General features: G+C 70.4%; 27 protein-coding genes. 14 read left to right on the top strand and 13 right to left on the bottom strand.

The annotated features are described in order from the left end of the window. The first annotated feature begins 604 nt into the window (after window positions 1-604). Window positions 605-1,330, top strand: coding sequence for a copper chaperone PCu(A)C (locus tag G6045_RS06425; protein WP_165330827.1), 726 nt, complete (start codon window positions 605-607; stop codon window positions 1,328-1,330). 115 nt (window positions 1,331-1,445) lie between these two features. On the opposite strand, the gene G6045_RS06420 is transcribed toward G6045_RS06425, so the two are convergent. After that, window positions 1,446-2,126, bottom strand: a complete 681-nt coding sequence (locus G6045_RS06420; RefSeq protein WP_165330826.1) for a response regulator — start codon at window positions 2,124-2,126, stop codon at window positions 1,446-1,448. Further along, window positions 2,123-3,463 carry a sensor histidine kinase gene (locus G6045_RS06415; RefSeq protein ID WP_165330825.1) on the bottom strand — a complete coding sequence of 447 codons (1,341 nt, stop codon included), beginning with the start codon at window positions 3,461-3,463 and terminating at the stop codon, window positions 2,123-2,125. The genes G6045_RS06420 and G6045_RS06415 overlap by 4 nt, the downstream gene beginning before the upstream one ends. 346 nt (window positions 3,464-3,809) lie before the next feature. Between G6045_RS06415 and phoU the strand changes: the two genes are divergently transcribed. From phoU to G6045_RS06400, 3 genes are all read left to right on the top strand, one after another. Then, complete coding sequence (gene phoU, locus G6045_RS06410; protein ID WP_165330824.1) at window positions 3,810-4,502, top strand: phosphate signaling complex protein PhoU; 693 nt, start codon at window positions 3,810-3,812, stop codon at window positions 4,500-4,502. Between the two features lie 401 nt (window positions 4,503-4,903). Beyond that, window positions 4,904-5,359: a Tat pathway signal protein gene (locus tag G6045_RS06405; RefSeq protein ID WP_165330823.1), complete on the top strand. Its 456-nt coding sequence runs from the start codon at window positions 4,904-4,906 to the stop codon at window positions 5,357-5,359. A gap of 66 nt (window positions 5,360-5,425) precedes the next feature. Beyond that, entirely contained in the window at window positions 5,426-5,995 is a 570-nt protein-coding gene (locus G6045_RS06400) for a hypothetical protein (protein ID WP_165330822.1), read from the top strand. Window positions 5,996-6,018: 23 nt separating this feature from the next. Here G6045_RS06400 and G6045_RS06395 read toward each other — a convergent pair whose 3' ends face one another. Together G6045_RS06395 and G6045_RS06390 are read right to left on the bottom strand one after the other, a co-directional pair. Continuing rightward, the gene (locus G6045_RS06395; protein WP_235967609.1) at window positions 6,019-6,294 is read right to left on the bottom strand and encodes a S26 family signal peptidase; all 276 of its coding nucleotides are present in this window, start codon (window positions 6,292-6,294) and stop codon (window positions 6,019-6,021) included. Window positions 6,295-6,554: 260 nt separating this feature from the next. After that, window positions 6,555-7,316 carry a phosphoglyceromutase gene (locus G6045_RS06390; RefSeq protein WP_165330820.1) on the bottom strand — a complete coding sequence of 254 codons (762 nt, stop codon included), beginning with the start codon at window positions 7,314-7,316 and terminating at the stop codon, window positions 6,555-6,557. A gap of 173 nt (window positions 7,317-7,489) precedes the next feature. Here G6045_RS06390 and G6045_RS06385 point away from each other — a divergent pair, with 173 nt between their 5' ends. Further along, on the top strand, window positions 7,490-8,791 hold the full coding sequence (locus tag G6045_RS06385; protein WP_165330819.1) for an MDR family MFS transporter: 1,302 nt from the start codon (window positions 7,490-7,492) through the stop codon (window positions 8,789-8,791). A 78-nt stretch (window positions 8,792-8,869) separates the two neighbouring features. On the opposite strand, the gene G6045_RS06380 is transcribed toward G6045_RS06385, so the two are convergent. Further along, window positions 8,870-9,355: a type III secretion system chaperone family protein gene (locus G6045_RS06380; RefSeq protein ID WP_165330818.1), complete on the bottom strand. Its 486-nt coding sequence runs from the start codon at window positions 9,353-9,355 to the stop codon at window positions 8,870-8,872. Further along, window positions 9,348-10,712, bottom strand: a complete 1,365-nt coding sequence (gene mshA / locus G6045_RS06375; protein WP_165330817.1) for a D-inositol-3-phosphate glycosyltransferase — start codon at window positions 10,710-10,712, stop codon at window positions 9,348-9,350. The genes G6045_RS06380 and mshA overlap by 8 nt, the downstream gene beginning before the upstream one ends. Before the next feature lie 236 nt (window positions 10,713-10,948). On the opposite strand from mshA, the gene G6045_RS06370 reads away from it, so the two are divergent. From G6045_RS06370 to G6045_RS06360, 3 genes are all read left to right on the top strand, one after another. Next, complete coding sequence (locus G6045_RS06370; protein WP_165330816.1) at window positions 10,949-11,749, top strand: class I SAM-dependent methyltransferase; 801 nt, start codon at window positions 10,949-10,951, stop codon at window positions 11,747-11,749. 273 nt (window positions 11,750-12,022) lie between these two features. Beyond that, entirely contained in the window at window positions 12,023-13,120 is a 1,098-nt protein-coding gene (locus G6045_RS06365; protein WP_328707677.1) for a C40 family peptidase, read from the top strand. Window positions 13,121-13,424: 304 nt separating this feature from the next. Then, complete coding sequence (locus G6045_RS06360) at window positions 13,425-14,750, top strand: PP2C family protein-serine/threonine phosphatase (protein ID WP_165330815.1); 1,326 nt, start codon at window positions 13,425-13,427, stop codon at window positions 14,748-14,750. Window positions 14,751-14,814: 64 nt separating this feature from the next. Here the strand turns inward: G6045_RS06360 and G6045_RS06355 are convergent, their stop codons facing one another. From G6045_RS06355 to G6045_RS06340, 4 genes are all read right to left on the bottom strand, one after another. Next, on the bottom strand, window positions 14,815-15,150 hold the full coding sequence (locus G6045_RS06355; protein ID WP_206343328.1) for a DUF2516 family protein: 336 nt from the start codon (window positions 15,148-15,150) through the stop codon (window positions 14,815-14,817). A 130-nt stretch (window positions 15,151-15,280) separates the two neighbouring features. Further along, the gene (locus tag G6045_RS06350; RefSeq protein ID WP_165330814.1) at window positions 15,281-15,880 is read right to left on the bottom strand and encodes a hypothetical protein; all 600 of its coding nucleotides are present in this window, start codon (window positions 15,878-15,880) and stop codon (window positions 15,281-15,283) included. Window positions 15,881-15,918: 38 nt separating this feature from the next. Beyond that, window positions 15,919-16,332 (bottom strand): helix-turn-helix domain-containing protein, encoded by a 414-nt coding sequence (locus G6045_RS06345; RefSeq protein ID WP_165330813.1) that lies wholly within the window; start codon window positions 16,330-16,332, stop codon window positions 15,919-15,921. Between the two features lie 137 nt (window positions 16,333-16,469). Then, window positions 16,470-16,826: a winged helix-turn-helix transcriptional regulator gene (locus G6045_RS06340; protein ID WP_165330812.1), complete on the bottom strand. Its 357-nt coding sequence runs from the start codon at window positions 16,824-16,826 to the stop codon at window positions 16,470-16,472. Between the two features lie 63 nt (window positions 16,827-16,889). Between G6045_RS06340 and G6045_RS06335 the strand changes: the two genes are divergently transcribed. Continuing rightward, window positions 16,890-17,861: an NAD(P)-dependent oxidoreductase gene (locus G6045_RS06335; protein ID WP_165330811.1), complete on the top strand. Its 972-nt coding sequence runs from the start codon at window positions 16,890-16,892 to the stop codon at window positions 17,859-17,861. A gap of 254 nt (window positions 17,862-18,115) precedes the next feature. After that, on the top strand, window positions 18,116-19,087 hold the full coding sequence (locus tag G6045_RS06330; protein WP_165330810.1) for an alpha/beta fold hydrolase: 972 nt from the start codon (window positions 18,116-18,118) through the stop codon (window positions 19,085-19,087). Between the two features lie 21 nt (window positions 19,088-19,108). On the opposite strand, the gene G6045_RS06325 is transcribed toward G6045_RS06330, so the two are convergent. Beyond that, window positions 19,109-20,056 carry an RNA polymerase sigma-70 factor gene (locus tag G6045_RS06325; protein ID WP_165330809.1) on the bottom strand — a complete coding sequence of 316 codons (948 nt, stop codon included), beginning with the start codon at window positions 20,054-20,056 and terminating at the stop codon, window positions 19,109-19,111. A 51-nt stretch (window positions 20,057-20,107) separates the two neighbouring features. Next, on the bottom strand, window positions 20,108-22,144 hold the full coding sequence (locus tag G6045_RS06320) for a HelD family protein (RefSeq protein WP_235967607.1): 2,037 nt from the start codon (window positions 22,142-22,144) through the stop codon (window positions 20,108-20,110). 67 nt (window positions 22,145-22,211) lie between these two features. Between G6045_RS06320 and G6045_RS06315 the strand changes: the two genes are divergently transcribed. Both G6045_RS06315 and G6045_RS06310 read left to right on the top strand, forming a co-directional pair. Beyond that, window positions 22,212-22,853, top strand: a complete 642-nt coding sequence (locus G6045_RS06315; RefSeq protein ID WP_165330808.1) for a TetR family transcriptional regulator — start codon at window positions 22,212-22,214, stop codon at window positions 22,851-22,853. 75 nt (window positions 22,854-22,928) lie between these two features. Continuing rightward, entirely contained in the window at window positions 22,929-23,435 is a 507-nt protein-coding gene (locus tag G6045_RS06310; RefSeq protein ID WP_165330807.1) for a GNAT family N-acetyltransferase, read from the top strand. A 9-nt stretch (window positions 23,436-23,444) separates the two neighbouring features. Here G6045_RS06310 and G6045_RS06305 read toward each other — a convergent pair whose 3' ends face one another. Beyond that, a complete protein-coding gene (locus tag G6045_RS06305) occupies window positions 23,445-24,203 on the bottom strand; it encodes a TetR/AcrR family transcriptional regulator (protein WP_165330806.1) in 759 nt (252 codons plus the stop codon). Between the two features lie 149 nt (window positions 24,204-24,352). On the opposite strand from G6045_RS06305, the gene G6045_RS06300 reads away from it, so the two are divergent. Continuing rightward, window positions 24,353-25,450, top strand: coding sequence for an ATP-binding cassette domain-containing protein (locus G6045_RS06300; RefSeq protein WP_165330805.1), 1,098 nt, complete (start codon window positions 24,353-24,355; stop codon window positions 25,448-25,450). Continuing rightward, the gene (locus tag G6045_RS06295) at window positions 25,443-26,186 is read left to right on the top strand and encodes an ABC transporter permease (protein ID WP_165330804.1); all 744 of its coding nucleotides are present in this window, start codon (window positions 25,443-25,445) and stop codon (window positions 26,184-26,186) included. The genes G6045_RS06300 and G6045_RS06295 overlap by 8 nt, the downstream gene beginning before the upstream one ends. Window positions 26,187-26,477: the final 291 nt, after the last annotated feature.

Raw genomic sequence — 26,477 nt, 5'->3', positions numbered from 1 at the left:
CAGGTCAGAGCATATCTCGGGGCTTGACAACAGCAACAGGAACGTGCTGCGGAGCCTTTGTGGAGGCAGGTATTCGCAGGTCGGAGCGGCTGTTCAGGGAAGCCGAAACGCATACGTTACAGAGCCCCGGAGCGCCACCCAAGAGGTCGAACGTCCCGGTTTGCGCACGTCCGGACAGCCGGGTTCCGCTACTCCGTTCGGTGAGTCGAGAGACGTACGAGAGTGAAGTGACGGGTGATGCGACGGTCGATGTGACGGTCGTTGCGACGGCAATCCGAATTGATCTTTACCGCCGTCGATACCGCCGCCGTGATCAATTACCGGTGGCCCTCCGGGGGCTTCTCGCCGGGCGCCTATTAGTTACCGGAGAATTCGCCGCGCCGCACACGTGGGGAATATGTGAAATCCGGACCACATCTCGTCGCCGAACTCCCGCACGCCCGGGAGCCGATGACCTGCGCGGGCAAGGGGGCGGGTCGGGTGCGGCGGTCCGACAGCCGGTCGGTAACCTAAGCGCGCTGACAGACTTTCAGGACAGCTTTACGGCCGTCCGTACCGGCACCATCGTCCGTCCCGCCCCTCGCTACAAGGAGTTGCGCCCGCCGTGAGCCGCAGCCTTCGACGCGGCGCCCTCGCCGCCACCGCCCTCGCGTTCTCGATCGCCACGCTGGCCGCGTGCGGTGCCGGCAACGACGCCCAGACCCTCGGCGTCCGCCCGGACAACGCCGCGACCTCCGTCGACGACGGCAAGGTCAAGATCCAGAACGCCGTGGTCATCACCCAGCCCGACCTGGAGTCGACCGGCCCCGCCGCGATCTCGGCGACGATCTTCAACAACGGCACGACGGACCAGACGCTCGAGTCCATCAAGATCGACGGCACCGCCAAGGAGGCCGAGCTCAAGCCGGCCAAGGGCGGCTCGCTGACGGTCCCGGCCGGCGGTTCGCTGGTCATCGGCGGCAAGGACAACGCCACCGCGATGCTCCCGAGCAGCCGTGAGGCCGTGAAGGACGGCAACGCGCAGAAGGTGACCTTCACCCTGAGCGAGACCGGCGACATCACGATGAAGACCTTCGTCGTCCCGGCCACCGGCTACTTCAGCGAGTGGGGTCCGGAAGAGGTCCCCGAGGCTCCGGCGGGCGGCGGTGCCTCCGAGTCCGCCACGCCCACCGGCGGTGCGTCCGCGACCGAGGGCGCCACCGGCGAGCCCACCGACGGCGCGTCCGAGAGCGCGGGCGGCCACGGTGCGGCCGAGGGCACCGGCACGGACGGTCACGGCACGACGGGTGAGCCGGCGGACGGTGCGTCCGAGAGCGCCGCGACCCACTGACCGGCGTACAGCAGCGAAAGGGGGCGCCCGCCGACAAGGCGGGCGCCCCCTTTCACGTACCGCCGCGTCCCACGGCCCTACGGCCTCGGTGCGCGGCTCCCCGTATCGCTGCGGTTTACGGCTCGAACTTGTAGCCCAGGCCGCGCACCGTCACCAGATACCGGGGCGCCCCCGGGTCCGGCTCGATCTTGGCGCGCAGGCGCTTGACGTGGACGTCGAGAGTTTTGGTGTCGCCGACGTAGTCCGCTCCCCAGACCCGGTCGATGAGCTGCATGCGGGTCAGGACGCGGCCCGCGTTGCGCAGGAGCATCTCCAGGAGGTCGAACTCCTTGAGCGGCAGGTCGACCTTGTCGCCGCTGACGGTCACCACATGGCGGTCCACGTCCATGCGGACCGGACCCGCCTCCAGGGCGGCCGGGGTGACCTCCTCCGGCTCGCCGCGGCGGCGCAGGACGGCACGGATACGGGCCACCAGCTCGCGCGAGGAGAAGGGCTTGGTGACGTAGTCGTCGGCTCCTATTTCCAGACCGACGACCTTGTCGATCTCGCTGTCCTTGGCGGTCACCATGATCACGGGGACGTTGGAGCGGCCGCGCAGCTGGCGGCAGACCTCCGTGCCGGGCAGGCCGGGGAGCATCAGGTCGAGGAGGACGAGGTCGGCGCCGTTGCGCTCGAACTCGTCGAGCCCGTCGGGGCCCGTGGCCGCGATGGCGACCTCGAAGCCCTCCTTGCGGAGCATGTAGGACAGGGCGTCGCTGAAGGATTCCTCATCCTCGACGACGAGCACTCGGGTCACGGAAGGACCTCCGGGGCAGGCAGGGGCTCGCGGGTCGCGCGAGCGTCGGGGTGGTTCGCGGAGCGGTCGTGGTGCGTGGGGTGGTGCGGGGAGTCGTGGTGCGCGGGCAGCTCGTGCGAGCCGGTGGACGCTTCGAGGCGGTCCAGGTGGTCGGCGGCGCCCGCGCGGTACGGCTTCCGTTCGCGGACGGAGCCCGCCTCCGGGAGCCGGAGCGTGAAGGTGGAGCCCTGTCCCTCGGAGCTCCATACGGTCACTTCCCCGCCGTGCGAGGCAGCAACGTGTTTGACGATGGCAAGGCCGAGGCCGGTGCCTCCGGTGGCCCGTGAGCGGGCCGGGTCGACGCGGTAGAAGCGCTCGAAGATGCGGTCCTTGTCCTTGTCGGAGATGCCGAGGCCCTGGTCGGTGACCGCGACCTCGACGAGATCGCCGCCCGGAGCATTCACCTTGCGGCCGGCTATCCCCACCCGCGTACGGGCGGGACTGTAGTTCACCGCGTTCTCGACGAGGTTGCCCAGGGCGGCGGCCAGCTGGCCGCGGTTGCCCCAGACGTACAGGTCGGCGGTGCCGCCGGCGGCCATGGTGATCTGCTTGGTGCCCGCCTGGTGGCGGCAGCGGTCGATGGCCTCGGCGACCAGTTCGTCCACGCGTACGGGCTCCGCGTCCTCGAGCGGGTCGTCGTTCTGCACGCGGGAGAGGTCGATGAGCTCCTGGACCAGGTTGGTCAGGCGGGTCGCCTCGATCTGCATCCGGCCGGCGAAGCGCTCCACGGCCTCGGGGTCGTCGGAGGCGTCCATGACCGCTTCGGAGAGCAGGCTCAGGGCGCCGACCGGGGTCTTGAGCTCATGGCTCACATTGGCGACGAAGTCGCGCCGTACCGCTTCGATACGGCGGGCTTCGGTGAGGTCCTCGACGAGCAGCAGCACCAGGCGCGAGCCCAGTGGGGCGACACGGGCGGAGACCGCGAGGGCGTCGCCGCGACCGGTGCCGCGGCGCGGCAGGTCCAGTTCGACCTGGCGTATCTCGCCGTCGCGCCGGGTGTCGCGGGCCATCTGCAGCATGGGTTCGACGGCCAGTTTCCCGCCGCGGACGAGCCCGAGCGCGTACGCTGCGGAGCTCGCCTTGACCACGGCGTCGCCCTCGTCGAGGACGACCGCCGAGGAGCGGAGCACGGAAAGCACCGTGTCCACGCCGGGCGGCAGTACCGGGTCGGTGTGCAGGGAGGTCCGGGTGGGGCGTTTCTGGTCGCGCTCGCTCCAGCGGAACGCCAGCATGGCGATGACACCGGTGCACACTCCGGCGATCGCAGCCGCTGCGGCGACCGCCGCGTTCACGTCCATGCCACCAGGTTAGGCATGGGATCAGGGCCCGCCACAGTCGTCGGGGTGTCTGCTCGAACACTCGTCGCCGAGAGTTCACCGCCGGTAGGCCATTGGTTCATTTGGGTGGCCGAGCTGCGGTGATGCGTCCGGTACGGGGTGGTGTGCGGGGTGCGGACGGTGGTGGAGACAGCGCTCAGAGTTCACCTTGAGGACAGAGACGGTTCATACGGCATGCCGGTCCCGGTCGCGTTCGGCCGGGACCGTGGGAGCGTGGGGTCAGGAGCCTTGTCGGGTCCGGGCCCCGGACCGGGGTGAGAGCCCAGCCCCCGGCACGTATGCAGGTTTGTCAGAGAGGGACTGATCAATGCGGGACGCGTACCACGAGGAACTCGATTCGATCGGCGAAGGCCTCGTCGAAATGGCCCGGCTCGTCGGATCGGCGATCGGGCGCGCGACGACGGCCATGCTGGATGCCGATCTGAAGCTCGCCGAGAGCGTGATCGCCGCCGACCAGAAGGTCGACGATCTGCAGCACGAGCTGGAGGCGCGCGCGATAGCCCTGCTCGCCCGCCAGCAGCCGGTCGCGACGGATCTCCGTATCGTCGTCACCTCGCTGCGGATGAGCGCCGACCTGGAGCGCTCCGGCGACCTGGCCCAGCATGTGGCCAAGCTCGCCCGGCTGCGCTTCCCGGAGCGGGCCGTGCCGCACGACCTGCACGCCACGATCCTGGAGATGGGGCAGCTCGCGCAGCGCCTGATGGCGAAGTCGGCCGAGGTCATCATCACCAAGGACGTCGATCTGGCGCTGCAGCTGGAGCAGGACGACGACGAGATGGACCTGCTGCACCGCACGCTCTTCCAGCATCTGATCGACGAGCGCTGGAAGCACGGCATCGAGACGGCCGTCGACGTGACGCTGCTCGGCCGCTACTACGAGCGCTTCGCGGACCACGCGGTGTCGGTCGCCAAGCGTGTGGTGTACCTGGTGACGGGTGAGCACGCGGATGAGCTGCAGCAGAACGCGTCGGCGCAGGCGCAGGCGGTCGAGGGAGCGTAGGTTATTTGCACCTCCGTGCGCCGTTGATGCGCCGTGTCCGGTGGGCATCAACTGGGCGTAGGCAACTGTGCCTTGAGGAGGTTCGTATGGCTGAGTCCCCCACGCCAGAGACCCAACAGCCCGCCGATACAACGGAGTCGGTCGAAGTCGTCCGGCTGCCGCTCCTCGGTGCCTGCGGCTGCGGTTCGGGGTGCGGCTGCGGCTGCCAGCAGGGGGCACCCTGCCAGTGCGGCGGCTGACGCCGTTCTTGTACGAGGTGAAGGGCCCGCTCCGTTCGGAGCGGGCCCTTCACTTGCGAACCTGCAAGGTTTCTTCAAGGTCGGAACTGCACCACCGGACGACAACTGGGGCTCAGCGCCTCGGCCGCTTCGGCCGCCTCGGCCAAGGAATCAGACGGCTGGGTGCGCGGGTATGACCGGTCGTCGGACGACTGGGACGACGAAGGCACTCTGGGCACGCTGCCCCCGTACAACTCGAAGAGCAACGCCGTCTGCCTGTGGCAGAAGATCCTGTGGGCCGAGGGAGCGAAGTGGCACAGCGCGGACGGCTGGGTTCCCTTCAAGTCCAGCATGATCGACGGCACTTGGGACATCAACGTCCGGTATGCGACGCAGGATCTGCAACGCCGCTGGAGCCTGGGCGCGGACGGCCTGGTGGGCGGCGGGACCTTCGGCCGGGCCGAAAACCACCTCGTCTATGGCAGCGGTAGCACAGACCGCGGCGAGCGACTGGAGCTCACGTACGTGGGCAAGCTCCACAGCTTCGACGTCGTCCGCAACACGGAAGGCAAATACGTCTTCAAGGACCGCCAGGGCGACTGGCGACAGGCCGGCTACGACTACCTGTCCTGCGGCTGACGGACGGCATAGGAACGCGTACCGAATTCGTTTGCGGAATGCCTCCGTCCGGCCGAGGCTGACCCTATGGGCAACAGACAACGGCTGCTGCGCCGGGCCGTGAACGAGCGCTGGGTCGTACGGGTGGAGCGGGAGGGCCTGGTGCCGGGCGAGCCGCTGGTGGGCTTCGCGCTGGCCTCCGGCCGGGACTGGACGCTGCTCCTGCTGGTCACCGATTCCATGCTCGACGGGTACGCGCTGGTCCGCACCCGGGACGTGACCGACGTCCGCACCCGCGGCAAGCGCGACGTGGACCGGCGCTGGACGAAGAAGCACGGCACCTGGCCACCACCGCCGCCCGCCGGCGGATCCTTCGCCCTGGGCGGTACGCGGGAGCTCGTGGCGCAGGTCGCGGCCGCGTATCCCCTGGTGACCGTGTTCCAGGAGGAGTTGGACCCGGACATCGCACTCATCGGCAAGGTGACCTCGCTGGGCAAGAAGTCCCTGCGTCTCCAGGAGATCGACAGCACGGCCGAGTGGCGCCGCACGACGACAAAGCTCCGCTACAACGACATCACCCGCCTCGACTTCGCCGACCACTACAACGGCGTCCTCCTGGACCTGGGCGGCGAGGCGCCACGCCTCACGCAGGGCTGAAGTGAGCCGAATACAGCCTCAGTTCAGGCCGTGGTGAGCTTCTTGCCCGCGGCTCCCGGCCGGGCGGCGCCGTCCACGGTCACGCAGATGCCGAAGACGCGATCGTGGCTGGTCCATCCGTTGGTGCGGCCACGGTTGTTGCTGATCTGCACCCGTTTCCTGGCGGCGTCCACAGCCGACACCAAGTGGAGGTAGACCGTCCCGGCGACACGGGCAAGGACGATGTCGCCGACCTCCAGTTTCGACGGATCCACCGGGGCGACGACCACCTGCTGCCGGCCCCGTATCAGAGGGACCATCGAAGAACCACTGGGCCGGAACACCACGGTGGCCCCACCGGCAACCCTGTCTGCCGCCGCATCCAATGCACCCATCGGACGAGCGTGGCAGATCTCCCTTCCTCGCCCCACTGATTTACGCCTCAAGGCATGGGCTGACAGCCCACAGAGGGCCGGAGACGTCCCAGTCGTCGCAGGAGTCGCCGACCGCTACGGCGCCAGATCATGAAAACGCCCCCGATCCGCGCCCTAAGCGCAGGTCGGGGGCGTGATCGGGAAAGCTACTTCTTCTTGCCCTGGTTCTTGACCGCCTCGATCGCAGCCGCGGCCGCGTCCGGGTCCAGGTAGGTGCCGCCCGGCTTGACCGGCTTGAACTCGGCGTCGAGTTCGTAGGAGAGCGGGATGCCCGTCGGGATGTTGAGGCCCGCGATGTCCTCGTCCGAGATGCCGTCCAGGTGCTTGACCAGAGCGCGCAGCGAGTTGCCGTGCGCGGCGACCAGGACCGTCCTGCCGGTCAGCAGGTCCGGGACGATGCCGTCGAACCAGTACGGGAGCATGCGGACGACGACGTCCTTGAGGCACTCCGTCTGCGGACGCAGCTCCGGCGGGAGGGTCGCATAGCGCGGGTCCTCGAACTGGGAGTACTCGGCGTCGCGGTCGAGCGGCGGCGGCGGGGTGTCGTACGAGCGGCGCCACAGCATGAACTGCTCCTCGCCGAACTCGGCGAGCGTCTGGGCCTTGTCCTTGCCCTGGAGCGCACCGTAGTGACGCTCGTTCAGGCGCCAGGAGCGGTGGACCGGGATCCAGTGGCGGTCGGCGGACTCGAGCGCCAGCTGCGCGGTGCGGATCGCGCGCTTCTGGAGCGAGGTGTGCACGACATCGGGGAGCAGACCGGCGTCCTTGAGCAGCTCGCCGCCCCGGACCGCCTCCTTCTCGCCCTTCTCGTTCAGATTGACGTCCACCCAGCCGGTGAACAGGTTCTTGGCGTTCCACTCGCTCTCGCCGTGGCGGAGGAGGATCAGCTTGTACGGTGCGTCGGCCATGGCTCCGAGCCTAATCGAACCCACGGGCCCCTCGCGCGCGCAGACCGGCCTGCGGACGATTGACGGTTCCTGTTAATCGAGTGGCTCCGCCGCACCCCCCGCTCGTAACGTGTGAGCACGTCAAGCGCCACTTACAGACACCACGCCACCAGCCGTTTCCGGGGGGAACAGTCATGTCCATCGCGAGCATCAAGCGAGCCGCGCGCGAAAGCGTCGCGGGCCTTCCCCGGGAGTTCTGGTGGCTCTGGACGAGCACCCTGATCAACCGGCTCGGGGCCTTCGTCGCCACATTCATGGCTTTGTACCTGACCCTCGACCGGGGCTATTCGGCCTCGTACGCGGGTCTTGTGGCCGCCCTGCACGGCCTCGGCGGCGTGCTCGGCACCCTGGGCGCGGGCGTCCTGACGGACCGGCTCGGGCGCAGGCCCACCATGTTCCTCGCGCAGGGCGCCACGGCCGTCAGCGTCGCGGTCCTCGGCTTCATGGAGCATCCGATCGCCATCGCGGTGGTGGCCGGTCTGGTCGGCGTGGCCTCCAACGCCTCGCGGCCCGCCGTGCAGGCGATGATGGCCGACATCGTGCGCCCGGAGGACCGCGTGCGGGCCTTCGCCCTCAACTACTGGGCGATCAACCTCGGCTTCGCCTTCTCCTCTATGGCCGCGGGCATCGTCGCCCAGTACAGCTACCTCGCCGGCTTCCTCGGCGAGGCGGCGCTGACCATGGCGTGCGCGGTCCTGGTCTTCCTGAAGCTGCCCGAGTCGCGGCCCGAGAAGACGGTCGTGGCCGGAAAGCCCGCCGACCCCGAGGTCTCCATGGGGACCGTCCTCAAGGATGGCCGCTTCATGGGCGTCGTCGGCCTGTCCTTCCTCATCTCCCTGATTTTCACGCAGAGTTACGTGGGTCTGCCGGTCGCCATGGGCGCGGCCGACTTCACGCCCTCGGACTTCGGCATGGTGATCGCGGTCAACGGCGTCCTGATCGTGGCCCTTCAGATCCCCGTGACCCGGTTCATCGAGCACCGCGATCCGCAGAAGCTGCTCGTCGTCTCGGCGCTGCTCGCGGGATACGGCTTCGGCCTCACCGCGTTCGCCGGCTCCATCGGCGCGTACGCCCTCACGGTCATCGTCTGGACCCTGGCCGAGATCATCAACTCGCCCACCCAGATGAGCCTGGTGGTCCGCCTCTCGCCGGTGCACGCCCGTGGCCGCTACCAGGGCATGTACTCGATGTCCTGGTCGGTGGCCGGGCTCGCGGCCCCGCTGATGGCCGGTTTCGTGATCGACCGGTACGGCGCCGACTGGCTGTGGGGCGCGACCGCGGTGCTCGGCACGGTGGCGGCGGTCGGGTACTGGGCGCTGATGCGGAACCTGCCCCAGGAGGACCGGACTCCGGTGACCACGGAGCAGGTTGAGGCCGCCAGGCCGGTTGAGGTCACCGAGCCGGTTGAGGTCGCCGACGTGAAGGCCACGGCCTGAGACCGCGCGGCGCGGCCGCGCCGCTGTGGGCAGTCGTGCCGCTGTGAGCAGCGGCACGACTGCCCACAACCCGTGGGCTCAGCGCGGCTTCGTCAGATGCGTGAACGCGTCCAAGTTCCGCGTCGACTCCCCGCGCGACACCCGCCACGCGTACTCGCGGCGGATCGCCGACGCGAAGCCCAGCTCCAGGAGTGTGTTGAAGGAGCCGTCGGCCTCCTCGAGGACGACGCCGAGCAAGCGGTCGAGCTCGTCCGGAGTGACGGCCGAGAGCGGAAGCTTGCCGGCGAGGTAGACGTCGCCCAGCTTGTCGATCGCGTAACCCACCCCGTACAGACGGAGGTTGCGCTCGAGCAGCCAGCGGTGGACCCCGTCCGCGTTCTCGTCGGGGTGGCGGATCACGAAGGCGTTGAGCGAGAGCGCGTGCCGGCCCAGACGCAGCGAGAGCGTGGTCGACAGCTTGCGCGTGCCGGGCAGCTGCACGACATAGACCCCGGGCTCGGGGGATTCCCAGGCGAGCTCGGCGTCCTTGAGGGTCTGTTCGAGTACCTGACGCGGGTCAGCCATGGTGCGAGCGTACGCGACGGCGCTGCTCGAACAGGGCGGCGGTGTAGACGTCCGCGGTGGCCGAGGCGGCGGTGTCCCAGCCGAAGGAGCGGGCGTGCCGTGCGGCCGCCGCGCCCATCTTGTCGACCAGGTGCGGATCGTCCACGAAGTGCTCCAGCTTCAGCGCGTACGCGGCCGGGTCGTGCCCCTCGACAAGGAAGCCGCTGACCCCGTCCCGTACCGCCACGGGGAGCCCTCCCACGGACGCGGCGATCACCGGGGTGCCGGCGGCCTCGGCCTCGATGGCGACGAGCCCGAAGGACTCGCTGTACGAGGGCATGACCAGGACGGACGCGGCCCGGAACCAGTCCGCGAGCTGTTCCTGGCCGACCGGCGGACGGAACCGTACGACATCGGCGATACCCAGCTTGGCGGCCAGCTTCTGCAGGCCCTCGGGCTTGGCCAGACCGCTGCCCGAAGGACCGCCGACCACCGGCACGACAAGGCGTGAGCGCAGCTCGGGGCGGCGGTCGAGCAGGACGTGGACGGCGCGGAGCAGAACGTCGGGGGCCTTCAGGGGCTGGATGCGGCCGGCGAACAGCGGGATCAGGGCGTCCTGCGGGAGGCCCAGGCGCTGGCGTGCGGCGGCGCGGCCGTCGGCGGGGCGGAAGCGGTCGAGGTTCACGCCGGGGTGGACGACGGCGACCTTGCCGGGATCGGCCGCGTAATGCCGTACGAGCTCATCCGCCTCCTCGTCCGTATTGGCGATGAGGCGGTCGGCGGCCTCGACGATCTGGGTCTCGCCGATGACACGGGCGGCGGGCTCGGGGGTGTCGCCCTCGGCGAGCGCGGCGTTCTTGACCTTGGCCATGGTGTGCATGGCATGCACGAGGGGCACGCCCCAGCGTTCGGCGGCGAGCCAGCCGACGTGGCCGCTCAGCCAGTAATGCGAGTGCACCAGGTCGTAGTAGCCGGGGCGGTGGCCGGCCCAGGCGCGCATCACACCGTGCGTGAAGGCGCAGAGCTGGGCGGGGAGTTCTTCCTTCGCGAGGCCTTCGTACGGGCCCGCGTCCACATGCCGTACGAGGACGCCGGGGGCCAGCTCGACCTTGGGCGGGAGCTGGCCTGTCGTGGCCCGCGTGAAGATCTCGACCTCGATGTTGATCGCGGCGAGGCGCTTGGCGAGCTCGACGATGTAGACGTTCATGCCGCCCGCGTCGCCCGTGCCGGGTTGGTGCAGGGGGGAGGTGTGCACGCTGAGCATCGCGACCCTGCGCGGGCGGCGGCTGCCGCCGGGGAACCTGAGCCGCGGAGTGCCGGACAGTCGGGCCGGCGTCTGGGCGAGCCGTCCGCCGAGCCTGCTCACGTACTGGCTCACGCGCGCGGCCTCCTTCTCACAACAGGACTCTGGAGAGGGCGAGGACCACCCTCCGAACCTCCCGAACACCGGAGGTACCCCTTCCTATTCCACCGACACCCCCAGTCTGCGCGGCCCGCCCCGGTCCCGCCCGGCGGCCGGCAGGTGCGAGCGGGGGACCATATGTACGACCCCGCGTCCGCTTTGCCGGATTCGCCCCCGACAAACGGTCCCCCGAAGTGACCGATACTGGGGGGATGGCCCGCACACCCTCACGTCCCGTTGGGAGCGTGACGCGTGGGACCACGAATCCCAATCGGTTGCGGCGGATGGATCGGTGGATTGTCGGGTGGCATGGGCGTGTGTTGCGCGCCGCCGTGGCGCCGGTCGCTGTGGATCTCGGGTACGGGGCTGCGCCCTGGACCGCCGTGGAGCTGCTGCACCGGCTGCGGACGGCCGCGCCGGGCGTACGGGTCGTCGGGATCGAGATCGATCCGGCGCGGGTCGCGGGCGCGAAGCCGTACGAGGAGGAGGGGCTGACCTTCCGGCTCGGCGGCTTCGAGGTGCCCACCGATCGGCCGCCCCTGCTCATCCGCGCGGCCAATGTGCTGCGGCAGTACGACGAGGATCAGGTCGCCGAGGTCTGGCAGCGGCTGTGCGCGCGGCTCGCGCCCGAAGGGCTGCTCGTCGAGGGGACCTGCGACGAGATCGGACGGCGGCATGTGTGGGTGGCGCTGGGGCCCGAGGGGCCGCGGACGGTGACGTTCGCCACCCGGCTCGGCTCGCTCGACCAGCCCTCCGACCTGGCCGAGCGGCTGCCGAAGGCGCTGATCCACCGCAATGTGCCGGGTGAGCCGGTGCACGCGTTCCTGCGGGACTTCGACCGCGCCTGGGCGGCGGCGGCGCCCTATGCCTCGTACGGGGCGCGGCAGCGCTGGATCCGTACGGTGCGGGCGCTGAGCGCGGACTGGCCCGTGGTGGACGGGAGTTCGCGGTGGCGGCAGGGCGAGGTGACGGTGGCGTGGGGGGCGCTCGCTCCTCGTAGCGGATCCGCATAAGCCCCCGAAGTGGCCCTATTCGCACATATTTTGCCAACCACCACATGAGTGACGCTTCGCTTCCACGGGAACGCAGCGCGGTAGTCATACGTCAGAAGTGACGGGTGGGGAAGCGGAGTTGGTCCCTTGGTGGGGCGGCTTGGGAGTGTGCGCATCACGGGGTTTCCTGAAGCTCCTATTCGTCACTTCAGGCTGTCGTATTCGGCGAAGGCGTGGCACCATCCCGAAGTCGTACGGATTGACTGACGGACCATCAGATCAGGGGGCGTGGGCGTGACCTGCAGGCGAACCTCGACCATTGCGGCCGTGGCGCTGGTCTGCGCCCTCGGACTGCTCGGCGCACCCGGCAGCGCGATGGCCGCCCCCGTGGCCGGCCCGCTCTCCGTGCCGCCCGCGCGGCCCGACGATCCGAAGGCCGGCGCTCCGAAGCCCGAGAAGCGGGATCTGTCGGAAGTGCGCGAGGAGCTCGACGGCCTCTACCACGAGGCGGCGGTCGCGACGGATGCGTACAACGCGGCGGAGGAAGAGGCCAAGAAGCAGTCCGACCAGATCGTCAGGCTGGCCAACAAGATCCAGAAGCTCCAGGGCAAGCGCGACACCCTCAAGGACCGGGCGGGCGCGGCGGCCCGCGCGCAGTACCGCAGCGGCGGTGTGCCGCCCCAGGCGCAGCTGGTGCTCAGCGACAACCCGCAGGAATTCCTCGACGGCGCCCAGCGGGTGCGCCAGGGCCAGCACGCGACCACCAACCTGATCGGCGAACTGAGCACCACCGAAGCGGACTTGCAGCTGTACGCCAAGGACGCGGGCCTGTACTGGCTCGAGCTCGAGCAGCACACCAAGGACCAGGCCAAGCGCAAGAAGAAGATCGAAGCGAAGATCGAGGCCGCCGAGAAGCTGGAGAAGAAGCTCGAGAAGGAGGAGCGCGCCCGCCTCCTCCAGATGGAGCAGGACGCCGAGATCCAGTCCCAGACCGCCTGGCTGGACACCGGAATCCTCAACGACATCAAGGGCAATGCCTCGGCACAGGGCAAGAAGGCCGTGGCGTTCGCGAGCAAGCAGATCGGCAAGCCCTACGTGTGGGGCGCCGAGGGCCCGTCCTCGTACGACTGCTCGGGTCTGACCTCACAGGCCTGGGCGGCGGCCGGGCGGGGCATACCGCGCACCTCGCAGGAGCAGTGGCGGCAGTTGCCGCGCATCAAGGTGCGCGACATGCGGCCCGGCGACTTGATCATCTACCACGCCGACGCCAGCCATGTCGGGATGTACGTGGGCAACGGCGCGATCGTGCACGCCCCGCGACCCGGGCGCAATGTCACGGTGGCGGGGGCCGGTTCGATGCCGATCCTCGGGGTCGTACGGCCGGACAAGTAGGTCGGGTCGTACGCCCGGAAAACAGCCTGCCGCGGCGGGCATCCGACCCCCGCCGAGGTGACCCGGCTCACGTGACCTGTGCCACCCGGGCAACCCGCGCGGCGTGATGTTCGTCATCCCCGTTGAACGCTTCGCGTGCCGCCGCGTGCCCAATTACGGGACGGGACGCGGCATATGACACCGGCTCTTTGCAGATCGCCATTCCAAACCGGTGTCGGCTACCGCTAAGGTCCCCGTCGGCGGAACGTCGTTTCGACTGGTGTCGTACCGCCGCGCCCTCGGGGGGAGGGAAGGAACCAGAAGGATGCCCGTACCCATACCGCGGCAGAGAGCAGTCCCGGCCGTGGAAGGTGGTCAGGCTCAGACCGCACCGGCGCCCGCGCCCGGTGCGGAGCCCCTGTCGGCGCACCCCGCCGCCGAGGAGTTCGCCGAGCACGGCGGCGGTCTGACGCTGCTCGTGATCGAGGACGATCCGGCCCAGACCCTCAGCGTGCCCGCGCTGCTCGACGCGGCGGGCAAGCCCATCAAGGTGCGGACGGCGCGCAATCTCACCGAGGCGGAACGTCTCCTCACCGACGACGTGCACTGCATCCTGCTCGACCTCGCCCTGCCCGCCTCCGGCCGCACGAGCTCATCGGACGGCGCCGAGGACGAGCTGGGGACGCTCAAGCACGTCCTGCGCCTCGCGCCCCGGCACGCCGTGCTCGCGCTCACCGCGAGCGACGACACCGAGCGGGCCACCGAGGCGGTACGGGTGGGCGCCCAGGACTATCTGTTCCGCGACGAGCTGGACAGCCGTGTGCTCACGCGGGCGATCCGCTACGCCGTGGAGCGCAAGCGGGCCGACATGGCCCAGCACCAGCTCACCGAGTCCCGGCTGCGCGCCCAGGAGAACGCCCGCCTGGAGCGCGGTCTGCTGCCCACGCCGCTGCTCGACGGCGCCCCGCTGCGGTTCGCCGCGCGCTACCGTCCGGGCCGCTCGCGCGCGCTGCTCGGCGGCGATTTCTACGACGCCGTACGGACGCCGGACGGCACGGTGCACGCGATGATCGGCGATGTCTGCGGGCACGGTCCGGACGAGGCGGCGCTCGGCGTCGAACTGCGGATCGCCTGGCGTGCGTTGACCTTCGCGGGCCTGTGCGGCGACGAGCTGCTCTCGACGCTTCAGCAGGTGCTCGAGCACGAGCGCCCGGACGACGAGATCTTCGCGACGCTCTGCACGGTCGACATCTCCCCCGACGGCCGCCGCGCGGGCCTGTGCCTGGCCGGGCATCCGTCCCCGCTGATCGCGCGGGCGGGCGGGCTCGCCGAGCTGCTCCCGTACGAGAACAGCGGTCCCGCTCTCGGTCTGCTGCCGCGTGCCCGCTGGCCGCGCCAGCAGGTGGAGCTCGGGGGCGCGTGGAGCCTGATGCTCTACACGGACGGCCTGATCGAGGGCCGCGTGGAAGCCGGCAGCCGGCGCCGGCTCGGGCAGGACGGCATGGTCGCGATGGTGCGCCGCCAGATCTCCGAGGGCCTCAGCGGCGACGGTCTGCTCGAGGCCGCGGTCAACGAGGTCCGCGACCTCAACGGCGGGGAGCTGACGGATGATGTCGCGGTGGTGCTTTTGGAGCGGGGGCCGCGGGCATAAAAGGCGGCGGATCCGTCCCTGGACGGACCCGCCGACTGACTGCTCGATGCTGTGGTGGGGGAGCTCAGCGCCCGCCGTTGTACGGACCGTACGGGCCGTCGCTGCTGGAACCGCCGCGGCGGCCGCCGCCGCGGCCTCCGGTGACCTGCTTGAGCGCGGGGCGGACGTCGACCATGAAGACGATCGTGGCGACCAGTCCGGCGATCTGCAGGAACAGCATCGGCACGACGAGGTTCACCAGGACCACGATGCCGAGGATGATCAGCCAGAAGTTCTTGGTCTGCTTGTCCGCGGCGCGGTAGGCGTCCTCACGGAAGGTCACGGCCAGCACCAGGGCGACGACGGCGAGCACCAGCATCGCCGTGAAGAGCAGCCACATGAAGCCGCCGAACGCCTGCATCAGCACTTCGTCCACCACCTGTGTATCGGGCCACTCGTCGATTGAGCTTCTGCGGCCACCGTACCCGGAGAACGGCCCGGGCACGCCGTTCGTGCCCGGGCCGGTCCTGACGTGCTGGTCGGCCGGTTGCCTACTCGGCGGCCGGCGGGGTCTTCTTCGCCGTGGTCTTACGGGCCGGGGCCTTCTTGGCAGCCGGCTTCTTGGCGGGGGCCTTGGCCTGAGCGGGCTCGGGCTTGGGCTCGGTGGCGACCGGGGTGGGCGCGGGCTCGGGAGTCTCCTTGCCCTCGACCGCGATGGCCAGCTCCTCGATCTCCTCGGCCGCCTCGCCGCGCCAGGTCTTCACGGCCTGCTCGCCGCGCTCGGCGACCTCGTCGTACTTCTCACGGGCCTTGACCGCGTACTCGGCGGCGACGCCGACGCTGCGCAGTGCCAGGTCCTGGGCGGTCTCGCCGAACTTCTTCAGATCGGTGTCGAAGTTCCCGAACACCTCGGTGACCTTGGCCTGGACGACCTCCTGCACCTCCTTGGCGCGGGCGGTGGCCTTCTCCTGTACGGCCTTCGGGTCGGTGCTGCGTACGGCCTCGAAGCGCTCCGGGGCCTCGGCCTGCACCTTCTCGATCAGCTCGGGGACGCGGCGGGCCTGCTGGACCACGAGGTCGGCGGTGCCTGCGGCGAAGTAGAGGGGCTTGGGGTCGGTGACGGCCTTGCGGATGTCGTCGGTGAGGGCCATGACGTACGTACCTCCGATAGGTATGAGGGTGATGGCGTTCATTCGCCGTCGGCCATGCGGGCCTGGTCATCGGCAGTGTCCGTGCCGCTCTGCGCGCCCGTGGGAGCGGTGCCGTTCTCTTTTCTGAACGACTCGTAGATCTGCAGCAGCACCTGCTTCTGCCGCTCGTCGATCGAGGGGTCCGCGAGGATCGCGGCCCGCGTCTCGACCTCGTCACGATTGCGCTCGTCGAGGATCCCGGCCTGCACGTACAGCGTCTCGGCGGAGATCCGCAGCGCCTTGGCCAGCTGCTGCAGAATCTCCGCGCTCGGCTTGCGCAGGCCGCGCTCGATCTGACTCAGATACGGATTGGACACCCCGGCGGCATCGGCGAGCTGCCTGAGCGACAACTGCGCATTGCGCCGCTGCTCGCGCAGGTACTCCCCGAGATTGCCGACGTTGAGCGATGCCATGCCTTGATGCTGCCGCATCCCTGCTAACTATTGCAAGCAGATGCTTGCAAAAGTGGTGCAGGCCACGAACGCGAGTACCCACCTTTTTGTGCGTACTTGGCGCCGGCCGCCCCCTGAACCAAGCTGATCTCAGGCGGTCAGCCGGCCGTCGCCCCGAGGGTGGGGTTGAGGCGGTCCAAGCGGCGGTGGCCCCAGTCCGAGAGGGGGGCCAGGGCGTCGGAGAGGTCCTGGCCGAAGGGAGTGAGGGAGTACTCGGTCCGCAGGGGCAGCACGTCGTGCACCTCTCTGTGGACCAGGCCGTCGGCCTCCATCTCGCGCAGGGCCTGGGTCAGGACCTTCTCGCTCAGGCCCGGCAGCTGACGGCGCAGAGCGCCGGGACGCTGCGGCCCCGATTCGAGGAGCCAGAGCAGCGGCGTCTTCCACTTGCCGTCGATCACCGCGATCGCGGCGGTCACCCCGCAGACGTTCGGGTCCTGGGCGCGGCTGCGCGTCATGAGAGTCCCTTTCGTTGGCATTTACCCGCTTAAGCATTTTGATCAGTACGGGAGTTGAGAAGCGTGTCCGAGCAGTCCCACCAGTCCCCCACCCAGTCCGAACAGCCCACCCCCAGCAGTTCTTCCGCCACAGCCACCACGACCCCCGCTGACACCGCCACCGCCACCGCCACCGTGACCGTTCTCGGCCTCGGCCCCATGGGCCGCGCGCTGGCCGGCGCCTTCCTCGACGCGGGGGTGCGGACCACCGTGTGGAACCGGACGCCGGGCCGGGACCGCGAGCTGGTCGAGCGGGGTGCGATCAGTGCGGCGACCGCTCAGGAGGCAGTGGCCGCAAGCGAGTTGGCCGTGGTGTGCGTCGTGAACTACGACGCCTCCGACGCCGTGCTGCGTACGGACGACGTCACCGCCGCCCTCAAGGGCCGCACCGTCGTGAACCTCACCGCCGACACCCCGGACCGTGCCCGCGAGAGCGCCGAGTGGGCCGCCGCGCACGGGATCCGCTACCTCGACGGCGCGATCATGACGCCCACGACGACGATCGGGACGCCGCACGCGGTGTTCCTGCACGCGGGGCCGGCCGGCCTGTACGCGGAGCACAAGCCCGTGCTCGACGCCCTGGGCGGCACCCACACCCACCTCGGCGAGGACGTGGGCCGGGCGGCGGCGTACGACATCGCGCTGCTCGACATCTTCTGGACGGCGATGGCGGGTTACGCCCATGCGCTGGCCGTGGCGAAGGCCGAAGGGATCAGTGCGGCGGAGCTCGCCCCGTTCGCCAAGGGCATCGGCGAGATCCTGCCGCCGATCTTCGCGGAGGGTGCCGCGGAGGTGGACGGGGGCACCTACTCCGGCGCGGACAACCCGATCACTTCGGCCGCCTCCTCCATGGCCCACATCGTCCACGCCTCGGAGTCCCACGGCATCGACGCGGGCGTGATGCGCGCGGCGGAGGGGCTGGCCCGCCGGGTGATCGGCCTCGGGCACGGGACGGACGGGTTCCTACGGGTCGCCGAGGTGCTGGGGCGGCGCTGAGCGCTGAGGCGCTGAGGCTCCGGAGCGGCGCTGAGCGCTGAGGCGCTGAGGCGCCGGGGCGGCGCTGAGCGCTGGAGCGGCGCTGAGGCGCCGGGGCGGGCTGAAGCACAGGTCCCGGGCGGAGGCACCCACCCCTGTCGCCGAACCCCCTGTTGCCGAACCAGCAAGTGAAGTAGCCCGCCCGCCCCCGCCCTCCCGATGATGGACGCACCGGGCCGGACAGCCGGCCGGGTCCGAGCCGGCTGGAGGAACCGATGGCCGAACAGTTCGCGGAGCACCGTATGGTCCCGACCGAGGACGGCGGCCGGATCCATCTCGTCGAACAGGGCGCGGGGCCGCTGGTGCTCCTGGTGCACGGCTTCCCGGAGTTCTGGTACTCCTGGCGCCGCCAGCTCCCGGCCCTCGCCGCCGCCGGCTACCGCGCCGCCGCGATCGACGTCCGCGGCTACGGGCGCTCCGCCAAGCCGGCCGCCCCCGACGCGTATCGCATGCTGGACCTGGTGGCGGACAACGTCGCGGTGGTCCGCGGACTCGGCGAGGAGTCCGCGACCGTCGTCGGCCACGACTGGGGTGCGACGATCGCCGCGCACTCGGCGCTGCTGCGCCCGGAGGTCTTCCGGGCCGTGGGGCTCCTGAGCGTCCCCTACACCCCGCCCGGCGGCCCGCGCCCCAGCGATGTCTTCGGCCAACTGGGCGGTCCCGACGAGGAGTTCTACGTCTCGTACTTCCAGGAGCCGGGCCGCGCCGAGGCCGAGATCGAGCCGGACGTACGCGGCTGGCTCGCCGGCTTCTACGCGGCCCTGTCCGCCGACACCATGCCGGCCGCCGACGCACCCGATCCGCACTTCCTCGGCAAGGGCGGCGCTCTGCGGGACCGCTTCCCCACGGAGCGTCCGTCCTGGCTGGGCGACCGTGAACTCGCCGCGTACGCAGCGGAATTCGAGCGTACGGGCCTGACCGGCGCCCTCAACCGCTACCGGAACATGGACCGCGACTGGCAGGACCTCTCCGCACACGAAGGCGCCCCGCTCACCCAGCCCTCCCTGTTCCTCGGCGGCACCGAGGACGCGTCGACCACCTGGCTCGCGGCGGCGATCGACGCGTACCCGCACACGCTCCCGGGCCTGACCTCCTGCCACCTCCTCGACGGCGCGGGACACTGGCTCCAGCAGGAGCGCCCGGACGAGGTGAACCGCCACCTCACCGAGTGGCTCGCCACGATCTGAGAGCCGAACTCCCGCAGAGCCTCAGCCCCTGCGCGTCCGGTTCCACTCGTCCTTCATCGCCCACGCATCCGCCACCGGCCCCAAGTGGCCCAGCTTGTCGGGGTTGATGACCGAGCGGATCGCGGCGATCCGGCCGTCCACGACGTCGACCGTCAGCGCCACGGCCACCTTGCCGTCGCGGTCGCGGAACAGCGCGCCCGGCTGGCCGTTGATCTCCTGGACGTCCACGGTCGTGCCGATCGAGAAGATCGGCGGGAACGCGCCGGCGATGAGCCGCGCGACCTTCTCGGAACCATGGATGAACCGCGCCAGCTGCGGCGCCTTGCCTCCGCCGTCACCGACCAACTGGACGTCGGCGGCGAGCAGTTCCTGAAGGCTCTCCACGCTGCCCTCGCGCAGGGCCGCGAAGAACCGCGCCGCCAGCTCCTCGCGCTCCTTGCGGTCGGCGTCGAAGCGCGTGCGCCCCTCGTCCATGTGCTTGCGCGCCCGCGCCGACAGCTGCCGGCAGGCCGCCTCCGTACGGCCGACGGCCTCGGCCACCTCGGCGTACCCGAAGCCGAAGACCTCGCGCAGGACGAACACCGCGCGCTCCAGCGGGCTCAGGCGCTCCAGGAGCAGCAGCGCCGCCATGGACACCGAGTCGGCCAGTTCGGCGGCGCGCGCCGGGTCCTCGTAGGGGTCGCTCAGGAGCGGTTCGGGCAGCCATTCGCCGACGTATTCCTCCCGTCGTACGCGCGCGGAACGCAGCACGTCGATGGAGATACGGGTGACGACGGTGGAGAGAAAGGACTTGAGCGAGTCGGGGCGGGTCGTGGTCGTCTCGTAGCGCAGCCAGGTCTCCTGGACGGCGTCCTCGGCCTCACCGACACTGCCGAGAATGCGGTACGAGATGGAGAACAGGAGCGGTCGCAGCCGCTCGAACTCCTCGGCTCTGCCCCTGAGTTGTGTGTCCGTGCCCGCGCCGGCCATCGCCAGCTCCTCCCCGTCCGACAGCTTCCTCCCAGAGATTACGCCCCCGTCTCAGAACGGCAGGGCCCGGCTGTGCACCACGTCGAGCCGCGACACGGCCCGGGTCAGGACCACATAGAGCCGCTCCGGACCGCGCTCCTCGGCCTCCGCGATCGCGGCCGGTTCCACCGCCACCACGTGGTCGTACTCGAGACCCTTGGCCAGCGAGGCGGGCAGCAGAGTGAGTTGCGCGCCCAACTCTTCGGGACCGGCCACGCGGAGCCCGGCCGCCCTCAGCGCCGCACGCAGCGACGGCAGCTGCGCATCCGCCGCGATCACCCCGACCGAACCCTCCCGGTCCAGCGCCCGCACGACCGCCTCGACGGTCGCGGCGGCCACATCCCGTACGGGCAGCAGCCTCAACTCCCCGTCCGTACGCAGCGACCGGGCCGCCGGCACATCCGCCTCCAGGGCCCCGAGCAGCCGGTTCGCGAGCCCCACCACGGCCTCCGGCACGCGGAAGCCGGTGGTCAGCGGGATGACCTGCGCGTCCGGCTTGCCGAGGTGCGCGAGCAGCGCGGGCCAGGAGCGCGCCGCCCACGGCGTGGTCCCCTGGGCCAGATCCCCGAGCACGGTCAGCGACCCGAAACGCGCCCGCCGCGCGATCACCCGCGCCTGCATCGGCGAGAGGTCCTGCGCCTCGTCGATCACTATGTGCCCGTATCCGTCGGGGTGTTCGATCAGCCCGGCGATCTCGTCGAGGAGTACGAGATCGCCGGCGGACCACTTGGCCGACTTCACGGAACGCGGCGGCTTCTCCCAGGTCAGCGCTTTCAGCTCAGCCTCGGAGAGCAGGCCGCCCGCCGCCGCGGGATCCGTGAGCAGCTCGGCGAGCACCTCCTCCGGCTTGACCCGCGGCCACACCTCGTCGAGGAACCCACGCACCTGCCGGGCCATCTGCTGCAGCCACGCATGGGTGCGGGTGCCGGAGCGCCGCTCGGCCTGATCCCGTACGAGGGCGAGAACGCGTGTCTGCACCCGCTCACGGCCCGTGGCGTACGGCGGGGCCTCCTCGCGTACCTCCGCGACGATCCGTTCGAGCTCACCGAGCGAGACCCGCCAGCGGTACGAACCGTCCACCACCGCAAGGGAGTCGGCGGGCAGCCGCACCCGCGCGTACAGCGCGCGGTGCAGCACCTCGGCCATCCGCGCGTCGTGCTTCACCGCGGCCGCCGCCGGGGAGTCGACGGCGCGCACGGGATGACGCGCGATCTCCTCGTCGACCGTCGACTGCCGCACACCCGCCTCGCCGAGCGAGGGCAGGACCTCCGAGATGTACGCGAGGAAGGTCCGGTTGGGGCCGAGGATCAGCAGTCCGCCGCGCTGGATGCGCCGGGGGTACGTGTAGAGCAGATACGCGGCCCGGTGCAGACCGACCGCGGTCTTGCCGGTGCCGGGCGCGCCCTGCACACAGACGGAGACGGCGAGGTCCCCGCGTACCAGCTCGTCCTGCTCGGGCTGGATCGTGGCGGCGATATCGCGCATCGGACCGACGCGCGGGCGCTCGATCTCCTCGGCGAGGAAGGCGCTCGGTCCGCTCAACTCCTCCCCCTGGCCGAGGAGTTCGTCCTCGAAGCCGGTCAGGTCGGCGGACGCGCCGCGGCTGCCGGGTGCCCAGCCGAAGCGGCGGCGCACCGCGACGCCCTGCGGGTCATGGGCGCCCGCGCGGTAGAAGGCGCGCGAGACGGGGGCGCGCCAGTCGACGACCAGGGGTGGTGCGGCCGGATGCTCGCTGATCCGCAGACGGCCGATGTGGTAGCTCTGCCCGCGGTGATCGCCGGCCACGCCACCGTCGCGTACGCCCGCGAAGTCGAGCCGCCCGAAGAACAGCGGCCCCTCGGGCAGTTCGGTCATCTCCTTGGCCCGGCTGCGCAGTTGATAGCCGAGCACCTCGGCGTCGGCGCCGGACGCGGAGGCGTTCTCGCCGACCACGACCTGTTCGTGCGCCCCCTCGATCATCGCGGTGAGGGCGGTGCGGCAGTGGTCGTGGTGGGCGCGTTCGCGGGTCAGCTCCTGGCCGATCGTGCTCATGCTGCTCACGGTGCTCATCCATCGAGAATAACGTAACCGAGTTACATTTTTTACCGGGTTACATCCAGGGGGTACGCTGGCTCCCATGCCTGAAACCCCCGGCCTGCGCGCACGCAAGAAGCAGCAGACCTTCGACACCATCTCGGAGACCGCCATCGCGCTGTTCCTGGAGCGCGGTTTCGACCGGGTCCCGGTCGCGGAGGTGGCCGCGGCGGCCGGGGTCTCCAAGCCGACCCTGTTCCGCTACTTCCCGGCCAAGGAGGACCTGGTCCTGCACCGCTTCGCGGACCACGAGGACGAGGCCGCCCGGGTCGTGGCCGGCCGCACCGCGGACGAGTCCCCGCTGGACGCGCTGCGCCGCGACTTCCTGGCAGGCCTCGCACGCCAGGACCCGGTCACGGGCCTGTGCGACCACCCCCAGGTGCTCGCCTTCCAGCGCCTCGCGTACGGCACACCGTCGGTGGTGGCCCGCATGCTCGGCTTCCTCACCCGTTCCGAGGAGGCGCTCGCCGAGGCGCTCGGCGGGGGCATCGGGGCGCGGCTGGCGGCAGGCCAGATCATCGCCGTACGCCGGATCCTCGCGGACGAGAACCGGCACCGGATCGCGGCGGGCGAGCGGGCGGCGGAGGTACTGCCGGACGCGGTGGAGGCGGCGGAGCTCGCCTTCGCCCAGCTGGCCTCGGGGCTCGCTCAACTCCCGCTCGAGTCCGATGAGTCGGGCCGCTAGCGAGGCCGCACCGAAGCTCGTACAGGGGTTCATAATTCCGGCCGCAAGGGACACTGCGCGAGGGACACTGGAGGGATGGACTCCCTGCACGGAACCTCCGTGACCCTGCGCCCCGCGACCGCGGCCGACCTGCCGGCGTTCCGCGCCGCGCTCGACACCGCCGAGGTCCGCCGCTGGTGGAACTGGCCGGACCCCGAGGGCGACCTGTCCGAGCCGGACCACCGGCAGCTGGCGATCACGGTCAAGGGCGAGACCGTCGGCATGATCCAGTGGGACGAGGAGCCCGACCCGGACTTCCGCCACGCCACCATCGATATTTTCGTCCACCCCGACCACCACCGTCTGGGCCTGGGCACGGACGCCATCCGCACCCTGGCCCGCTGGCTGATCGGCGTACGCGGTCACCACCGTCTGACCATCGACCCGGCGGCCGAGAACGCGGCGGCGATCACCTGCTACGAACGCCTCGGCTTCCGCCGCGTGGGGGTGCTGCGCAAGCAGTGGTACGACCACGAGCGGGGGCACTGGGCGGACGGTCTGCTGCTCGATCTGCTCAAGGGGGAGCTGAGCGAAGGGAGTTGAGGCCCGGGCTCAGGGCCGGGACTGGCGCTCGATCAGCGCGGCGACCCCGTCGAGGACACACGCGAGGCCGAAGTCGAACTCCGCATCGGGCTCGTCCGCCTGATCCATCGCGCCGGAGTCGAGGAACCGGGTCATCGCGGGGTGGCGCTCGGGGTCGGTCAGGACGCGCAGGCCGCGCGCGTACCGGCGCATCACGGCGTCCGGCGGGAGTCCGGTGTCGGCCATGGCGGCCGCCACGTCCGACATGAGCAGGGCCTCCTGCCGTACGAAACCGGACACGAGCATGATCACGGAGATCTTCTCCCCCTCCGAGAGCCCGGTGTCGGCGAGCACGGCGAGCCCGCGCTCCATCCAGACCACGGACTTGGGGGAAACCGGGGGCCCCGAGATCGGGATCCGCAGCAGCCACAGGTTCTGCTGGAAGATCCGGCGCTGCTCGGCGGCCCACCGCGCGAGTCCGGCCCGCCAGCCCGTCGCGGGGTCCCAGGGGCCGGACGGCACGGGGTACACCGCCTCCTGCATCAGGACGTACAGCTCGTCCTTGGCCCCCACGTACCGGTAGAGCGACATGGTCGCTACGCCGAGCCCTTTGGCCACCCGCCCCATCGAGACGGCGTCGATGCCCTCGGCCGCGGCCAGCTCCACCGCCTGATCGACGATCCGGTCCAGCGAGAGTCCGGGCTTGGGGCCCTTCGACGGGCGCTCGCGCAGCCCCCAGGCCGTCGCGAGGCTCGCGGGCAGACCCGTGTCGTCGTCCACCTGCGCCATGCGCTTCGCCTCCACCCTGAGGTTTCCCCGAGCTTCCCGCTTCGAGCTTGACGCACATCCTATTTCTGCGTAACCCTTACACAGTAAAGCGTAAGGCATACGCAGAAGAGGTGCCGAGCCCCTCGGCGCACCGGAGACGGGGATCACCCATGACCATCACGCGACGGAACGCGGCGAGCGCGGCTGACGCGGCTCACGCGGCTCACGCGGCGAGCTCAGCCGCCGAGCCCGCGCCGGCCATCGAGGCCGCCGGGCTCCGCAAGAGCTACGGCACCCACGAAGTCCTGCGCGGCATCGACCTCACGGTGCCCCGCGGCACCGTGTACGCCCTGCTCGGCCCGAACGGCGCCGGCAAGACCACCGCCGTCCGTATCCTCGCCACGCTCGCCACGGCCGACGGGGGCACGGCCCGGGTGGCGGGCCACGACGTGCGGACCGAGCGGGCGCGGGTGCGCCGGGCCATCAGCCTGACCGGCCAGTTCGCGGCGGTCGACGAGATGCAGACGGGCGCGGAGAACCTGCTGATGATGGCCCGCCTGGCTCCTTCGGCCGCCGGCGCCCGCCTTTCCCGTACCGAGGCCCGCGCCAAGGCCGCCGAGCTCCTCACCCGTTTCGGCCTCACCGACGCGGCCGACCGCCTCGTCAAGACGTACTCGGGCGGCATGCGTCGCCGCCTCGACCTGGCGGCGTCACTGGTCGGCGCCCCCGAGATCATCTTCCTCGACGAGCCCACCACCGGTCTCGACCCGCGCAGCCGCAAGGAACTCTGGTCGCTGGTACGGGAGTTGCGCGCCGGGGGCACCACGGTCTTCCTCACCACCCAGTACCTGGAAGAGGCAGACCAATTGGCGGACCGTATCGCGGTCCTGGACGCGGGCACGCTCGTCGCCGAAGGCACGGCGACCGAACTCAAGCAGCGAGTGGCGGGCCATCGCCTGGACGTGACCGTCGCCGACTCGGAGACGTATCTGCGCCTGGCCCACCACGCCACCTACAGCGACCCTGAGACCCGCGTCCTCGGCATCCCCACCGACGGCAGCGCGGCCGAAGTCCGCGGGCTGCTCGACGCGTTGGACCCGGACCGGACCGCGATCACCAGCTTCACGCTGCACAGCGCCACGCTCGACGACGTCTTCCTGACCCTGACGGGACAGCCGCCGGCCACCGCACCGCAGGACACCGCCGCCATCGCCGCCCAGCCCACCGCTTCCCCTACTGCGCCCCTCAAGGACTCCAGCCATGTCTGACGCCCTCATCATGAGCGGCCGCGCCCTGCGCATGAGCCGCCGCAACGTCGACGCCCTGATCACCTCACTCGCCCTGCCGGTGATGCTGCTGCTGATCTTCGTCTACTTCTTCGGCGGGGCGATCGACACCGGCACGCGATACGTCACCTACGTGGTCCCCGGCGTCCTGCTGCTCTGCGCCGGCTTCGGCTCGTCCAATACGGCCATCGCGGTCGTGGAGGATCTCAAGACCGGCATCATCGACCGCTTCCGCTCCCTCGACATCGGCGGCGCCCCCATCCTGGCGGGCCACGTGGTCGCCTCGGCGGCCCGCAACCTGATCGCCACAGCCCTGGTCTTCGCGCTCGCCTTCGCCATCGGCTTCCGTCCGGACGCCACACTCGCCGGCTGGTTCGCCGCGCTCGGCGTACTCCTCGCCTTCATCCTTGCCCTGTCCTGGCTCTCGGCCGCGGTCGGCCTCCTCGCCAAGTCCCCTGAGGCAGCGGGTGGGTTCACCTTCTTCGTCAGCTTCCTGCCGTATCCCAGCAGCGCCTTCGTGAAAACCGAGGACATGCCCTCCTGGCTCCAGGGCTTCGCGGAGAACCAGCCGATCAGCCAGGTCATCGAGTCCTTGCGCGGCCTGCTGCTCGGCCAGCCGGTGGGCTGGACACCGTGGATCGCACTCGCCTGGTGCGCGGGCATCCTGCTGACTTCGGTGGCGGCTTCGGCTTGGCTGTTCCGCCGGCGTACGGCTTGATCAGGAGCGCCCCCGTACGCCGGTGACAGAAGCGAGACGGCGGAAAGGCAACCGGATACCCCCTCGGCGGCGTATGTCCTACGACGAAGGCTTCCGGTTGCCTCACTCAATGGAGCAATGAATCCTCTGTCTCAGTCGAATGTTTCAAAGTCCACCACTAGGGTGTGCAACACCTCAGCTGCCCCAGGTGGCACCCAGGAGCAATCAGGAGCCTCAAGTGGCCGGAGAATCCGCCCCTTATCCCGCTCCTCCACAAGGCAAGGCGCCCTCTCCGTACGAGCTGCGGGCGGC

It is taken from the genome of Streptomyces mesophilus, from assembly GCF_011044995.1.
Lineage (GTDB): Bacteria > Actinomycetota > Actinomycetes > Streptomycetales > Streptomycetaceae > Streptomyces > Streptomyces mesophilus.
The sequence above is the reverse complement of the archived record's forward strand: the minus strand, read 5'-3'. Positions and strand labels throughout refer to the sequence as shown.